At 50.9% G+C, this 14758-nt stretch carries 16 protein-coding genes; 5 read left to right on the forward strand and 11 right to left on the reverse strand.

Annotated elements, in window-relative coordinates:
- Nucleotides 1–2: 2 nt before the first annotated feature.
- From OGY09_RS19430 to OGY09_RS19455, 6 genes are all read right to left on the reverse strand, one after another.
- The gene (locus tag OGY09_RS19430) at nt 3–497 is read right to left on the reverse strand and encodes a putative pterin-binding protein (protein WP_032943305.1); all 495 of its coding nucleotides are present in this window, start codon (nt 495–497) and stop codon (nt 3–5) included.
- A gap of 410 nt (nt 498–907) precedes the next feature.
- Nucleotides 908–1549, reverse strand: a complete 642-nt coding sequence (locus OGY09_RS19435; protein ID WP_286590842.1) for a helix-turn-helix transcriptional regulator — start codon at nt 1547–1549, stop codon at nt 908–910.
- Nucleotides 1550–1676: 127 nt separating this feature from the next.
- The gene (locus OGY09_RS19440; protein WP_032943307.1) at nt 1677–2645 is read right to left on the reverse strand and encodes a threo-3-hydroxy-L-aspartate ammonia-lyase; all 969 of its coding nucleotides are present in this window, start codon (nt 2643–2645) and stop codon (nt 1677–1679) included.
- Nucleotides 2646–2672: 27 nt separating this feature from the next.
- The gene (locus OGY09_RS19445; protein ID WP_032943308.1) at nt 2673–3068 is read right to left on the reverse strand and encodes a RidA family protein; all 396 of its coding nucleotides are present in this window, start codon (nt 3066–3068) and stop codon (nt 2673–2675) included.
- 245 nt (nt 3069–3313) lie between these two features.
- Nucleotides 3314–3622 carry a monooxygenase gene (locus tag OGY09_RS19450; RefSeq protein WP_008784658.1) on the reverse strand — a complete coding sequence of 103 codons (309 nt, stop codon included), beginning with the start codon at nt 3620–3622 and terminating at the stop codon, nt 3314–3316.
- A 36-nt stretch (nt 3623–3658) separates the two neighbouring features.
- The gene (locus OGY09_RS19455; protein ID WP_048235441.1) at nt 3659–4450 is read right to left on the reverse strand and encodes a PhzF family phenazine biosynthesis protein; all 792 of its coding nucleotides are present in this window, start codon (nt 4448–4450) and stop codon (nt 3659–3661) included.
- Between the two features lie 129 nt (nt 4451–4579).
- Here OGY09_RS19455 and OGY09_RS19460 point away from each other — a divergent pair, with 129 nt between their 5' ends.
- Nucleotides 4580–5278, forward strand: coding sequence for an RluA family pseudouridine synthase (locus tag OGY09_RS19460; protein WP_032943309.1), 699 nt, complete (start codon nt 4580–4582; stop codon nt 5276–5278).
- Nucleotides 5279–5315: 37 nt separating this feature from the next.
- Here OGY09_RS19460 and mdtK read toward each other — a convergent pair whose 3' ends face one another.
- Nucleotides 5316–6689 (reverse strand): multidrug efflux MATE transporter MdtK, encoded by a 1374-nt coding sequence (gene mdtK / locus OGY09_RS19465; RefSeq protein ID WP_032943310.1) that lies wholly within the window; start codon nt 6687–6689, stop codon nt 5316–5318.
- 217 nt (nt 6690–6906) lie between these two features.
- On the opposite strand from mdtK, the gene OGY09_RS19470 reads away from it, so the two are divergent.
- Nucleotides 6907–7554, forward strand: a complete 648-nt coding sequence (locus OGY09_RS19470; protein ID WP_003832752.1) for a riboflavin synthase — start codon at nt 6907–6909, stop codon at nt 7552–7554.
- A 41-nt stretch (nt 7555–7595) separates the two neighbouring features.
- On the opposite strand, the gene cfa is transcribed toward OGY09_RS19470, so the two are convergent.
- Nucleotides 7596–8744 carry a cyclopropane fatty acyl phospholipid synthase gene (gene cfa, locus OGY09_RS19475; protein ID WP_032943312.1) on the reverse strand — a complete coding sequence of 383 codons (1149 nt, stop codon included), beginning with the start codon at nt 8742–8744 and terminating at the stop codon, nt 7596–7598.
- A 290-nt stretch (nt 8745–9034) separates the two neighbouring features.
- On the reverse strand, nt 9035–10240 hold the full coding sequence (gene punC / locus OGY09_RS19480; protein ID WP_032943314.1) for a purine nucleoside transporter PunC: 1206 nt from the start codon (nt 10238–10240) through the stop codon (nt 9035–9037).
- A gap of 112 nt (nt 10241–10352) precedes the next feature.
- Between punC and punR the strand changes: the two genes are divergently transcribed.
- Nucleotides 10353–11285, forward strand: coding sequence for a DNA-binding transcriptional activator PunR (gene punR / locus OGY09_RS19485; protein ID WP_032943315.1), 933 nt, complete (start codon nt 10353–10355; stop codon nt 11283–11285).
- Here punR and purR read toward each other — a convergent pair.
- On the reverse strand, nt 11282–12307 hold the full coding sequence (gene purR / locus OGY09_RS19490; protein WP_003832757.1) for an HTH-type transcriptional repressor PurR: 1026 nt from the start codon (nt 12305–12307) through the stop codon (nt 11282–11284). The genes punR and purR overlap by 4 nt on opposite strands.
- Before the next feature lie 297 nt (nt 12308–12604).
- On the opposite strand from purR, the gene cydH reads away from it, so the two are divergent.
- Both cydH and OGY09_RS19500 read left to right on the forward strand, forming a co-directional pair.
- On the forward strand, nt 12605–12694 hold the full coding sequence (gene cydH / locus OGY09_RS19495) for a cytochrome bd-I accessory subunit CydH (RefSeq protein WP_003029209.1): 90 nt from the start codon (nt 12605–12607) through the stop codon (nt 12692–12694).
- Nucleotides 12695–12869: 175 nt separating this feature from the next.
- Entirely contained in the window at nt 12870–14039 is a 1170-nt protein-coding gene (locus tag OGY09_RS19500; RefSeq protein WP_032943316.1) for an MFS transporter, read from the forward strand.
- 39 nt (nt 14040–14078) lie between these two features.
- On the opposite strand, the gene sodB is transcribed toward OGY09_RS19500, so the two are convergent.
- Complete coding sequence (gene sodB / locus OGY09_RS19505; RefSeq protein ID WP_003029205.1) at nt 14079–14660, reverse strand: superoxide dismutase [Fe]; 582 nt, start codon at nt 14658–14660, stop codon at nt 14079–14081.
- Nucleotides 14661–14758: the final 98 nt, after the last annotated feature.

Raw genomic sequence — 14758 nt, forward strand, 5'->3', positions numbered from 1 at the left:
GCTTACTCAATATCCATACTACTGACCTGCCATGCAGACCTTGAATAATATATCTGATTATTCAGTTCTGGCATGCTGTCATAGGGGTACACAATGAATAACGGGCCTTTGTCACGGATGCGCATATATTTTCCGTTGATTTTTAACGCAAGGATAGCATTGTATTTTTTGAAATCACTAAGAGGGATAACGGTGGTGTAGTCATTGAGCGCAGTGACCTTAACAACAGAGCCGTTCGCCCCGACATAATCCATGAGCTTTTGTAGCGGAATACCCGTAAAGGTAGTGCGTCCATTATACCAGGGGGAAGTGGTCTGGAAACTGACCATGCCCAGCTTCTCAAGGCTGGCGGTATCAAAAATGGCTTTCCCGTCTGCATTTGTATTTTCAATATTACCCGACAGCGTTAAAAGCACTTTACCGGTGGGCCTGGAAAGTTCACCTGCCCATAGCTGGGTGGAGAGTACAAAGCTTACCAACATGACCATTAATCGCATTATTACCTCACCAATCAGCCGGATGTTAAAGAATTATAATTTAGATATCACGCTATTTATATATATTGCATGGGTATTATTGGTGTAATAACTTCAATAGTTTTTTAACTCTTTTAAATCAGTGAGTTAGCTGTTACCTGTTCTGCTGTGGTGCATTAAAATGCTAGTGTGTTATTTGAGTAAAGCTAAATTTCACTATGTATGTACAAAAATAAATCATCTATTTACTCAGTGCCAATAAATGCGCACGAAAATAAAGGTTAATTTTTTTCACTGCAGCTGGATTTGGTTGTTTACTGGTGGGTAACTATATCGGGCACGAAGCCGCCTTTAGTGGAGCGGGAGCGCTTCGTGTCGGTAATCAAGGACAGAAATTCTCTACGTGGCAAGTGTGGTCTATCTGAACCCGTTTATTCACCCGCCTGAGCTGACTTGCGGGCATACAGATAGGCGGTGGCCCTCGATACGCCCAGATGCTGTGCAACCGTATCCATAGATTTGCGTACGTTCAGCAAACCGTCCTGGCGTAATTGTTGAATCAGCAGCTTACGGTCTTGAGGTTTAAGGGCTCGGGCCGTCGTCGCGCGTTTAGCGGCAAAGTCATCAATACGCTGGCGGATGACTTCATTACTGCCGGGATCGATATGTTCCTTAATGGGGGAATTTTCAGTTTCAGTAAAACGCGCAAGAGCACTCTGCATACCACGGAACAGCGTCATATCGACATTCAGGCAAAGTGCTGCTACGTATTTGCCGTCTTCGTCCTTGATGCCAATGGAAGTACTTTTCACCGGGCGGCCATCGGCAAACTGATTACTGTAGTTCGCAATGATGCTGGGAAAGTCAGGTGATGTGATTCTCGCCAGGCCAAGCTCGGTTGCTGGCTGGCCAGGTTGACGTCCGGAAAGATTATTATGGATGGACAAAATGGCATGTTCTGGATTTTTGAGGTCATGAACCACCACTTCGCAAAACGGAGAGAAGGTCTCACTCAATCCCCTGGCGATAGTATCAATTTGGCTGAGAAGCGAGTTATTGTCGGTTTTTGGCATGCCAGTCTCCTGCGGTGATGTCTGTTGCCATGATTGCGAGCAGTTTACAGTGACCTGGGAGCGTTTTTCCAGACGGGAGTGTACAGACAGTAAAAGTAGGGTATCTGCATGGCAGATACCCTGTTTATCATCCGGCCAGAAATTCACTGTAGCGACTGATATCCACATTTCCGCCGCTGATGATAATGCCGATTTTCTTGCCGCGAAGCTCAGCTTTACGCGCTCTGGCGGCAGCAAAACCCAGACACCCGGTCGGCTCTACGACGATTTTCATGCGTTCAGCGATAAATTTCATTGAGGCAACTAACTCAGCGTCTGAAACATTCAGAATATCGTTCACGTTTTGCTGGATAATCTGAAATGTATAGTTCCCGAGATGTTGAGTCTGAGCACCGTCAGCAATAGTTTTGGGCGTATTGATATGAACTATTTTTCCACTTCGGAACGACTGTTGACCATCGTTACCCGCCTCAGGTTCGACACCATAGATGATGCAGTCAGGAGACAGATGTCTGGCCGCCAGGGCGGATCCTGAGAGCAGGCCGCCACCGCCCAGACACACGAAAAGAGCGTCTAACTGACCCACTTCTTCAATTAGCTCTTTTGTGGCGGTGCCCTGGCCTGCTATCACGTGCGGATGGTCGTAAGGGGGGATTAGCGTTAACCCCTGTTTCTCTGCCAGGTCCCGACCAATTTTTTCACGATCTTCAGTATAGCGATCGTAAGTTATCACTTTTCCGCCATAGCCTTTCGTCGCCGCCACTTTGGCCGCTGGGGCATCATGCGGCATGATAATTGTTGCTGGAATACCCAACAACTTTGCCGACAGGGCAATGGCTTGTGCATGGTTGCCAGAAGAAAACGTCACGACGCCCGCAGCGCGTTGTTGTGGCGTGAACTGGCGTAGCGCATTCATAGCGCCGCGAAATTTGAAGGCGCCCATTCTCTGGAAGTTTTCGCACTTAAAGAAGACTTCCGCGCCAAATTCTTCATTTACCGTTCGGGAGGTCATCACCGGCGTTTTGTTGGCATAATCTGCGATGCGCTCTGCCGCAGCGGCAACATCGTTATAATCAGGCAGTGTCATTTCAGTCATTGTTGTTCACCTGTATGTTGTTAAACGTCACGCTTGCGGGGCCAACGCAATAGCTTCAACTTCCAGCGCAAAACCATAATGAAGTTCCGCAACACCTGCTACTGCACGGGATGGACGGAAATCGCCGATCCACTCTCCATAGATTTTGTTAAACGTCGGCCACTGGTTCATATCCGTCACATAGACGCGAACAGACACCAGACGCTGACGTGATGCCCCAGCACCAGCCAGACAAGCATCAATATTCTTGAGTACCAGCCGGGTTTGATCTTCAAAAGAGGCATCCGCTTTTTTCTCGCCGTCGAAAGTGACCGGCAACTGCCCGGAAATGAAGACGAATCCGCCAGCCGTTGTACTGTGCGAGTAATGACCTGCTGGCGGGAAGCTTCCAGCAGATGAGTTCAGTGTAATGTCCGCGGTCATATGAGAATCTCCAGTCGCAGTTTGTGATTCATTTTGTATAAAATAATACTGTTTGTATTATTTTATACTCCTTCATAGTTCGTTCGGCCAGCGATAGTTTTCGCTAACGCTGATTTTGTGAACTACTGCAAACGTGGCCCAGGCTAAATCACTGTCCTGGAGCGGTGACGGGGATATCGCTGTTGAAAGGGGAAAGCAGGGGGAAATGAAGAAACGCCCCGGGAGGGGGCGTCTAAGGCAAAAGTTTAGCTGATATGACCGTGGTTAATTTTACTTAGCGGTTCATTGATATCGAAGATTTTGAACGTTACTTCCTCCACACCCAGGTGCTTCAGGCGGGCGGTGTGCTTTTTGATATAGGTCTGAGCGGTGTCTTCGTCCTGGAACAGGTAGATGCCTCCCGCTTCGTGATTTGCTTCGTTCTCGGTCCAGATTTTCCAGATGAACCCCGGCTCCTGGTTGATTGATTCTGCCAGTTCAACGAGCTGATTCGACATCTCAGCCCCAAACGGACCATGAAAATCAAAGTGTATCTGCACGAGTTTGTTCGACATAAATCCTCCATGGATTGGTTATTTTGGGTAAGGCTGCTAGCGCAACAGCACTTTACCGGTCAGATAAGTTATCGCCTGCCCACTGATATATACACGCGTTCCTGCTAACTGACAGCGTAAATCCCCGCCGCGTTCAGAGACCTGGCGTGCCAGCATCTGTGTTTTATTCAGTTTTCCAGCCCAGTAAGGGATCAGCATGCTATGTGCCGAGCCTGTGACCGGGTCTTCCGCGACGGCTTCACCCGGGCAGAAGAAACGGCTGACAAAATCGTATTCCCCGTCACCCGGCGCGGTGATGCATACCATTTTCCCCAGCGGAATCATGGCGTGGATGTTGGGGCGAACAGCCTCAACCTGCTGTTGATTTTCCAGCACCACCATGTAATCGCGTGCCACACGCACCTCTTTGTATTCGGTGATGCCTAATGTTTCCAGCAGTAAAGCGGGCGGCACGGCAGATTCGCTTTGCCAGGCCGGAAAATCAAGCGTCAGCCATTCACCGCAGCGCGTGACCGTCAGCGGTCCCACAAAGCGGGTAGCAAATTGGATTTTGGTATCCGGGTAATCCAGATGTTCAAAGATGACATGCGCGGCGGCAAGCGTGGCATGCCCACACAGATTAATTTCACCCTGAGTGGTAAACCAACGCAGCTCAAAGCCATTCTCATTGGCGACAAAAAAAGCGGTTTCTGACTGGTTATGCTGCTGCGCCATCTTTAATAATGTTTCATCGGGCAACCAGTCCGTGAGCGGACAGACTGCTGCGGCATTACCGCCAAATGTCGTGGTGGTAAAGGCATCCACCATGTAAAAATCGATTTGTTGCACAGAGTAACCCTCTCATCGCACTCAGGATAAATCACACTCTACCATGCCAGCCATTGGGTCAATGCTCAGATTCGCCAGTGTGGTGAAAATTCGTTATCATCCGTTCCCACACCTCATTCTGGCCGCCTGATGTCTACGATCCTCGATACCTTTATTGCCCCGCCTTGCCATGACGAGATAGAGACCCTCTATCAGGACGAGCATCTGGTGCTCATCAATAAACCCAGCGGGTTGCTTAGCCTGTCGGGCAAAAATCCGCAGAATCTCGATTCGGTACATCACCGGCTGGTACAGATTTACCCTGGCTGCACGCTGGTACATCGGCTTGATTTCGGCACTTCTGGGCTGATGGTGGTCGCTCGTAACAAGGCTATTAACGCCGCGCTTTGCCAGCAGTTCAGCCAGCGGACGGTCACTAAGGTGTACAGTGCGCTGTTATGCGGGCATCTGGAAAACGACGAAGGGGTTATCGACGCCGCAATTGCCAAAGACCCGGCGCTGTTTCCATTGATGTCGATTTGTGCTCTCAACGGCAAACCCGCGCGCTCGCGCTATCAGGTTGTCGAGCGTTTTTATCATCGTCAGGAAGAGGGGACGTTGCTCCCCTTGACGCGGGTGCAATTGACGCCTGAAACCGGGCGCACCCATCAACTACGGATCCATTGTCAGCAGTTGGGACATCCTATTTTGGGGTGCGATCTGTACGGTGGACGTCTGCTGCCGGGTACTGAACAAACGTCACGGCTGATGCTACATGCCAGTGAACTGCATTTCAGGCATCCCATTAGTGAAGCGTGGATGAACGCCAAAAACGCCAGCCCGTTTTGAGGCGAAAAAAAGCCGCCTGGTGGCGGCTTTTATGAGGTTATCGCGCAGCGCGTTGTAAAATAACCGCTGACGGCTGGCGTTGTAGAAACCGCATCCGCAGCATCATCAGTATCGCCGCAGAGGTCAGGCCGATAATAAAGCCCATCCAGAATCCCGCCGGTCCCATCCGGTCAACTACCAGATCGGTAAGCGCCAGAATATAACCGCTCGGCAGGCCCAGCACCCAGTATGCCGTAAAGGTAATAAAGAAAATGGAACGCGTATCTTTATAACCACGCAGGATCCCGCTGCCAATAACCTGGATAGAGTCCGAAATTTGATACACCGCGGCCAGTAACATGAGCTGAGCCGCCAGGGCGACAACTTCCGGGTTATTGTTATAGAGCAGGGCAATATGCTCGCGGAATGTCACGGTGAAAATCGCTGTTACGACCGCCATGCACACACCAACACCCAGACCCGTTCTGGCTGCGGTTTGGGCATCCAGCGTGGAACCCTGGCCCAGACGATAACCGACACGAATGGTGACGGCGGCAGCCAGAGACATCGGCAGGACGAACATTAACGAGCTGAAGTTCAGTGCGATCTGGTGTCCGGCTACGTCGACAATCCCCAGTGGAGAAACCAGCAGCGCGACCACCGCAAACAACGTCACTTCGAAAAATAACGCCAGCGCGATAGGTAAACCCAGCTGTACCAGACGCTTCATTACTGCGGTGTCAGGTTTCTGGAAACCACGCGCATTACGGATATCGCGCATTGAACGCGCACGTTTGATGTATGAGAGCATGGCGATAAACATCACCCAGTAAACCGCTGCTGTTGCCACACCACAACCCACGCCGCCCAGTTCCGGCATGCCTAAATGCCCATAGATGAAAACATAGTTAACCGGAATGTTCACCAGCAGGCCGAGAAAACCCATCACCATCGCCGGTTTAGTCTTGGCTAATCCTTCGCACTGGTTACGGGCTACCTGGAAGAACAGATAACCCGGTGCGCCCCACAGCAGGGCACGCAGGTAACCAACGGCTTTATCCGCCAGCGCCGGGTCGATGTTATGCATGGAGCGAATAATGTACCCCGCATTCCATAGCACAACCATAATCAGCACGGAGACGCTGCCCGCCAGCCAGAATCCCTGACGTATTTGATGGGCGATACGGTCGCGGCGTCCGGAACCATTGAGTTGCGCAATTACCGGCGTCAACGCCAGCAGTAGTCCGTGACCAAACAGAATGGCCGGTAGCCAGATGGACGTACCAATGGCGACTGCCGCCATATCTGTCGCGCTGTATCCGCCCGCCATGACGGTATCAACGAATCCCATTGCGGTTTGAGCGATTTGCGCAAGAATCACCGGAATTGCCAGAGCTAATAACTGACGCGCTTCACTTACATACTTTTGCACGTGTACACCACTATATTGTTGTTATTTGAGAGACTAAAAAAGCCGCCTTATATGGCAGCAAGGAGAAAAAGCAGGGGAAATTTCAGTCTATTGTAGCGAGGAATACGTAATTCTCCAGTGAAAAAACAGGCGCTGGTGGCGCATTGCTGGCAACCTGAATTTCCACCTGCTATTGTGCTGTGCAGAGATGTCTTAATTGAGTTCAGGAGTAGGAAGTATGTTTACGGGTATTGTGCAGGGCACCGCAAAATTGGTGTCCATTGATGAAAAACCAAATTTTCGTACGCATGTTGTGGAGTTGCCTGAATATATGCTGGATGCGCTGGAGACCGGCGCATCGGTTGCCCACAATGGATGCTGCCTGACGGTCACCGAAATTAACGGTAACCAGATAAGCTTCGACCTGATGAAAGAAACGCTGCGTATCACCAACCTGGGGGATCTGAAGGTCGGAGATTTGGTTAACGTTGAACGTGCGGCAAAATTCAGTGATGAGATTGGCGGACATTTAATGTCGGGCCATATTATGACCACTGCCGAAGTGTCGAAAATTCTGACCTCGGAGAATAACCGTCAGGTGTGGTTTAAAGTCCAGGATCCGTCGCTGATGAAATATATCCTGTACAAAGGATTTATTGGTATTGACGGTATCAGTCTAACGGTCGGTGAAGTGACGCCGACGCGTTTCTGTGTGCATTTGATTCCGGAAACGCTGGAGCGTACGACGCTTGGCAAGAAAAAGCTGGGCGCACGGGTTAATATCGAAATCGATCCCCAAACGCAGGCGGTGGTTGATACCGTTGAGCGTGTCCTGGCGGCGCGTGAAAGCGCCATCAGCAACATAACGGGCGAAGCGGGAGCCTAAGCCTGAGAGTAAAGCCCCCGTTGCTACGGGGGCGAAAACGATTAGCGGGGAACGCGCAGACCGTGTTCAACACCGCGGGAAAATACCACCTGCCATAGCTGAATATCTCGAGCACGAAATGCCCCGGCGCAGGCGTTCAGATAATAGCTGAACATCCGCTTGAAACGTTCGGTATAGTTATCGGCGATTTCAGGCCAGGAGCTCATGAAACGCTCGTGCCATGCCATCAGCGTCGTGTCGTAATCCGCGCCAAAATTATGCCAGTCCTCCATCACAAAATGCGGTTCGCTGGCGTTGGCAATCTGGCGAACTGACGGCAAACACCCGTTTGGGAAGATATACTTATTGATCCACGGATCAACGTTATTGTCGGTCTTTTTGGAGCCGATGCTATGCAGTAAAAAGAGACCATCCGGTTTTAAATTACGATCGACCACCTCAAAATAGGTGGCGTAGTTCTTCGGTCCAACATGTTCAAACATGCCGACGGAGACAATGCGGTCGAATTTGTCGTTCAGGTCGCGATAATCCTGCAGCAAAATGGTGACATCCAGCCCAGCGCAACGTTCCTGTGCCATTTTCTGCTGTTCTGCCGAAATGGTCACACCCACCACGCTCACGCCATATTGCGATGCCATAAACTGGGATAAACCACCCCAGCCACAGCCAATATCAAGCACCCGCATTCCTGGCTTCAGTTGCAATTTTTCAGCAATCATTTTGAGCTTCGCCTGCTGGGCAGATTCCAGAGTGTTGGCATCTTTCCAGTAGGCGCAGGAATACTGCATATAGGGGTCAAGCATGCGGGTAAAGAGATCGTTGCCCAAATCGTAATGTTCTTTGCCGACCATCCACGCACGTTTTTTGGTCTGTAAATTGAACAGGCGAGCCGTGGCGATACGTAGCGTATCTTTAAAGTGGCGGGGGAGTTGGTTTTCAAGACCGGCGCGCAAGACTTTACTAAAAAACATGTCCAGCCGGTCGCATTCCCACCAGCCATCCATATAACTTTCACCCAACCCTAACGATCCTTCCTGCAATACGCGTTTGAAAAAATCGGGGTTTTTTACTCGAATATCAGCCGGTGCATTGCCATTAATGGCAATGCCTGCACGGCTCAATAATTCATTAGTAATGCGGTACCAGTCATCATCCGGTACGTTGACGTCTTCTATACATGATGAACTCATAGCTTCTCCATCACTGGTCGGTGATCAGAACCTTAAAACAGCGTAGACGCTTTTTTGGGCTTTGTGAGAAATCTCACGGAATTAATCCGCGAATCTATAATCCGACGTAGAACAGAGGAAGGGAGAAACCCTTGCCGAAAAGGCCATCCGTGGTAAAACGGGAACGTTCTTGTCCCCGTTAACGCATTAAAATTATCGTTTTTTTAACAACTGAAAATCAGTATATGCCTGAATTTTTGACGATTCAACCAATAATTGTTAGCGGGCTAACTAAATGCCCGCAACCATTATTAGTGCGACTCTCCGTGGGCAACTTGCGCACGATCATCTGTTTGCGGGGCGTCAGTTTTCTGCGACTGCATTTTGTAACCCACAGCAGCCAGCAATACTGTTGTCAGCATAACGCTGGTGGTGGTGAGCAGTGGGGTGGCAATCAACCAGGAAACGACAAGGCTTGCCAGGAAGCATAAACCCAGTTGCAGCGTATTCTGCAATGCGGCTGCGCGTCCAGTGGCCTGTGGGAAAGGGCGTAATGCCTGCGCGACAACGATAGGGTAGATTGCGCCGTTCGCAATCGCCATAACGCAGAATGGGATCAGGATTTCAGCCAATGCAACATGATGAATAAAGCCGGTCGCCCAGGTGCCTACAACGCTGAAGGCATACAGAATGAGTAACCAGGGTAGCAGCTGACGACCCTGCCATTTTTGCAGCGCTGCACGACAGCCGTAACCACCAATTAAGAAGGCGATAGTTTGCGGAACATAGCTCAGACCAATTACCGCTGGGCTATAACCCATTTCGCTGAGGATGAACGGGGAACCCGTCAGCCATGCGAAAAAGCTCGCGGAACAGGCGGCATAAATCAGCACGTTTCCACGGTAAGTTTTCGAGCGCAGCAAGGTGGCGAAAGTCAGTTTATCCTGGCTGTCATCGCGCGCTTTAGCCGTTGGCTTTAGACGCAGAGCCGGAAGCATCAGAATCAGAGTAATGGCAAACAGAGTGGCAAAAATGGCCTGCCAGGAAAAATGTACCAGGATCCAACTGCCTAAAAGCGGGGCGAGTGCAGGAGATAACCCGACCAGCGGCATAATAGTGGCAAAGATGCGGTTTACTTTTTGTGAAGGATAATAATCGGTAACCAGCGCTTGCCAGATAACCGATGCCGCACAGACGCCAACGGCCTGAACAAATCGCAGTACCAGCAGACCAGTGGCGTTTTCAACCCATAGCATGCCCAGACTGCCCAGTGCGAAGATAGATAAACCCAGCAGCAAAATAGGCTTGCGACCATAGTGGTCAGAAAGCGGCCCCCACAGCAGTTGCGCGACGGCAAACCCCGCTAAGAACAAGCTCAGGCTGGCGCTGACGGCAGATGCAGGTGTTTGCAGATCGGACTGAATAGCAGCAAAGGCGGGTAGATACATATCCGTTGCCAGAAAACCGAGCACGCTAAGACCTGCCAGCCAGACTAAAAACCCTTTCCCAGGTTGCATCATCATTTCTCTTTTTTAGCAGTAGAACAATGCCGCTGAGTGTAGTGAGTGTAATTCTCGCTGTGAAACGCTAATATTTGCTTACTGATTTCAAATTTTTTGCAGGCAGAATATGTGGTCGGAATATTCACTTGAAGTGGTTGATGCGGTTGCGCGTAACGGCAGTTTTAGTTCGGCCGCGCAGGAGCTGCACCGTGTACCTTCGGCGGTAAGCTACACCGTGCGCCAGCTGGAAGAATGGCTAGCGGTGCCACTTTTTGAGCGACGCCATCGGGATGTGGAATTAACGCCTGCCGGGGCATGGTTTTTAAAAGAAGGCCGCTCTGTTATCAAAAAAATGCAGATCACGCGCCAGCAATGTCAGCAAATTGCCAACGGCTGGCGCGGACAGCTGGCGATCGCCGTCGATAACATTGTCCGCCCGGATCGTACCCGACAGATGATCGTGGATTTCTACCGTCACTTTGATGATGTGGAGTTGTTAGTTTTTCAGGAAGTGTTTAACGGCGTGTGGGACGCACTGTCTGATGGGCGTGTGGAGCTGGCCATCGGGGCCACACAGGCCATTCCGGTCGGGGGGCGCTATACCTTCCGCGATATGGGAATGCTGAGCTGGAGCTGCGTGGTAGCCAGTCATCACCCACTGGCGTCAATGCCTGGACCGTTAAGTGATGACACGTTGCGCAACTGGCCGTCACTGGTGCGCGAAGATACCTCCCGAACATTGCCGAAGCGTATTACCTGGCTGCTGGACAACCAAAAGCGCATCGTCGTGCCGGACTGGGAATCTTCTGCGACCTGTTTGTCCGCGGGATTGTGCGTGGGCATGGTACCGACGCATTTTGCCAAGCCGTGGATCGATAGTGGTAAATGGGTTGCGTTGCAACTGGAGAACCCCTTTCCTGATGCCGCATGTTGTCTGACATGGCAGCAGAACGATACGTCACCGGCATTGAGTTGGCTGCTGGACTATTTAGGGGATAGTGAAACGTTGAACAAGGAATGGCTGCGGGAGCCAGATGAGACTCCCGCACAACAGGCTTAACGGCGGTAATCGCGGAACGGACCGTCGGCAACGGAGCGACGCTCAACCAGGCGCGGATGCACCTCGATAGACTGTGACTCTTCACGTTTATTCACGATACGGTCTAACAGCATGTTGAAGGCCGTTTCACCCAGTGAATCCTTCGGCTGGTGAATGGTCGTCAAGGCCGGCGTGAAGAAGCGGGCGTTGCGCACGTTGTCGTAGCCGATGAGTGAGACATCCTGCGGTACGCGCAGTCCCATTTCGTCAGCGGCGCACAGCGCACCCATTGCCATAATATCGCCACCGCAGAATACCGCGGTCGGACGATGAGACTGCGACAGAATTTGCTGCATGGCGCGATAGCCGGATTCAGGCTCGAAATCGCCCTGAACAATCCAGTTTTCAGGCACTTTAATCAGCGCTTCTTCCATCGCTTTCATAAAGCCAGCCAGACGCCCAGCCCCGGTGTTACGTTCCATTGGGCCAGGGATCACGCCAATCTCACGATGACCGCGTTCTACCAGATACCGGCCCGCCATGTAACCGCCTTCGAAGGCGTTATCAATGACTGTGTCGGTAAAGTCGGCTTTTGCTTCGCCCCAGTCCATGACGACCATCGGGATATGGCGATACTCTTCGAGCATCGAAAGCAGCGACTCCGGATACTCAGAACACATCACCAGCAGACCATCAACGCGCTTTTGCGCCATCATCGACAGATAAGCCTGCTGTTTTTCGAGACTGTTCCATGCGTTACCCAGGATCAGGGTATAGCCTTTCTGGAAACAGTTTTTCTCAACGGCTTCGATAATTTCGGCGAAATAGGCCGCTTCGCTGCTGGTCGCCAGCAAGCCGATAGACTTGGTGTGATTTACCTTCAGGCTGCGGGCAACTGCGCTCGGAGAATAGTGCAGTTCTTTGATTGCTGCCCAGACAGCATTACGTGTTTCTTCCGCGACAAAGCGCGTCTTGTTAATTACGTGTGATACGGTTGTAGTGGAAACGTTTGCTCGCTTCGCTACATCTTTAATTGTTGCCATTACATCTCACTCCAGACCATATCCTAAGCTCCTGAGAATACTCCAGGTAAACGTTTGCCTTTACACACCCTTATCGCAACGTAAGGGTTGCGGCACGCCGGGAAAACGACACGGAACGTCAGGAAGGGGTCAATGGCCGGTACGCTAATCAAGTAAGCGTGGAATTTTGTCTGATCTTAACGAAAAGGGGAAGAGTTAAAAGCAGTTATCAATATAAATCGTGAGAGATTTTTGCTTTCAAGTGTGTAAAAATGCGCAATATCACTTTTTGTGTGGGAATAAAAAGGAGAAAACTTGATGAGCACCGATCTGAAATTTTCGTTAGTGACTACCATAATTGTTCTGGGATTGATCGTCGCGGGTGGCCTGACCGCAGCGCTGCATTGATTTCCCCGAGGGAGTTAGCTCTCCCTCATCCCTTCGATTCGTTTTTCCCCTCTATTGTTTGCGAATAAGCAAAAGTCTTTTGCAGTTTTGTTAACTTTATTAATTTTGCGATCAATGTCATGCTTTTGACTCTTATTTTATGTCGTGCCACGGCTCGACGATACGGAGTCGAAATATGAAAATCAATTACCCTTTACTGGCGCTGGCAATCGGGGCGTTTGGTATTGGCACCACCGAGTTTTCGCCAATGGGGTTGTTGCCCGTCATTGCCAAAGGTGTGGACGTCTCGATTCCGGCGGCTGGCATGCTGATCAGCGCTTATGCGGTAGGTGTGATGGTAGGTGCACCGCTGATGACATTGCTGCTGTCTCATCGTGCGCGACGTAATGCTTTGATATTCCTGATGGCGATTTTCACGCTGGGTAATGTGCTTTCGGCTATCTCACCGGATTACACCACGCTGATGCTATCGCGTATTTTGACCAGTCTTAACCATGGGGCCTTTTTTGGTCTCGGTTCTGTGGTTGCAGCCAGTGTGGTACCCAAACATAAGCAGGCCAGCGCTGTGGCAACGATGTTTATGGGGTTAACCATCGCCAATATTGGCGGCGTTCCGGCGGCGACCTGGCTTGGTGAAACCATCGGCTGGCGCATGTCGTTTATGGCCACTGCGGGGCTGGGTGTCATTGCGATGGTCAGCCTGTTCTTCTCATTACCCAAGGGTGGAGCAGGAGAGCGCCCGGATGTCCGTAGCGAACTGTCGGTACTTATGCGCCCACAGGTGCTGTCGGCGTTACTGACTACCGTACTGGGTGCTGGGGCGATGTTCACGCTTTATACCTACATCTCGCCGGTTCTGCATACTATCACTCATGCTACACCGGCATTTGTTACCGGCATGCTGGTGTTGATAGGCGTTGGCTTCTCGATCGGTAACTATTTTGGCGGCAAACTGGCTGACCGTTCAGTCAACGGTACGCTGAAAGGCTTTTTACTGCTGCTGATGGTTATTATGCTGGCCATTCCTTTCCTTGCGCGTAATGAGCTGGGAGCGGCGGTCAGTATGGTGGTCTGGGGCGCGGCGACGTTTGCGGTCGTTCCACCGTTGCAGATGCGTGTGATGCGCGTTGCCAGCGAAGCACCTGGATTATCATCGTCAGTCAATATTGGCGCGTTTAATCTGGGGAACGCTCTGGGGGCTGCGGCCGGTGGGGCGGTAATATCTGGCGGCCTGGGCTACAGTTTTGTACCGGTAATGGGGGCGATTGTGGCGGGTCTTGCGCTGCTGCTGGTGTTCATTTCCGCAAGAAGACAGCCTGAAGAGGCTTTCACTACCGCGAATTAATGCAAAAACGCAGAAGGAAGTCCTTCTGCGTTATCTTTTTTATGCTGCGAAGTTCTTCGCAACAAATTCCCAGTTCACCAGCGCCCAGAAATGTTCCAGGTAGCCAGGACGGGCATTGCGATAATCGATGTAGTAGGCGTGTTCCCATACGTCAACGGTCATCAGCGGCGTCGCGTCGGTGGTCAGCGGAGTACCTGCGTTGGAGGTGGAGACGATTGCCAGTTTGCCATCCGTTCCTTTAACCAGCCAGGTCCAGCCAGAACCGAAGTTTTTGATAGCGGCATCGGTGAATTGCGCTTTGAAATCTGCAAAGCTGCCAAAGGAGGCGGCAATTGCATCAGCCAGTTTACCGGTTGGTTCGCCACCGGCGTTCGGTGCCAGGCAGTTCCAGTAGAACGTGTGGTTCCATACTTGTGCTGCGTTATTGAATACACCGCCTTCAGAGCTACGAACGATCTCTTCCAGTGATTTGCCTTCAAACGCCGTGCCTTTAATCAGATTGTTCAGATTGGTCACGTAGGTTTGATGGTGTTTGCCATAGTGATATTCCAGCGTTTCGGCAGAAATGTGCGGTGCCAGAGCATCTTTGGCATACGGTAATGCAGGTAATTCAAACGACATTGCTTCTCTCCTTATTATTTATATTGAGTACACACAATAGCCTCATTGTGAGTAAGGATAGGGTAGCAAATTGAAAGGTTATGCAAAAGAAGAACTTA

This window comes from Citrobacter sp. Cpo071, from assembly GCF_030332765.1.
GTDB classification, from domain to species: Bacteria; Pseudomonadota; Gammaproteobacteria; order Enterobacterales; family Enterobacteriaceae; genus Citrobacter; species Citrobacter portucalensis.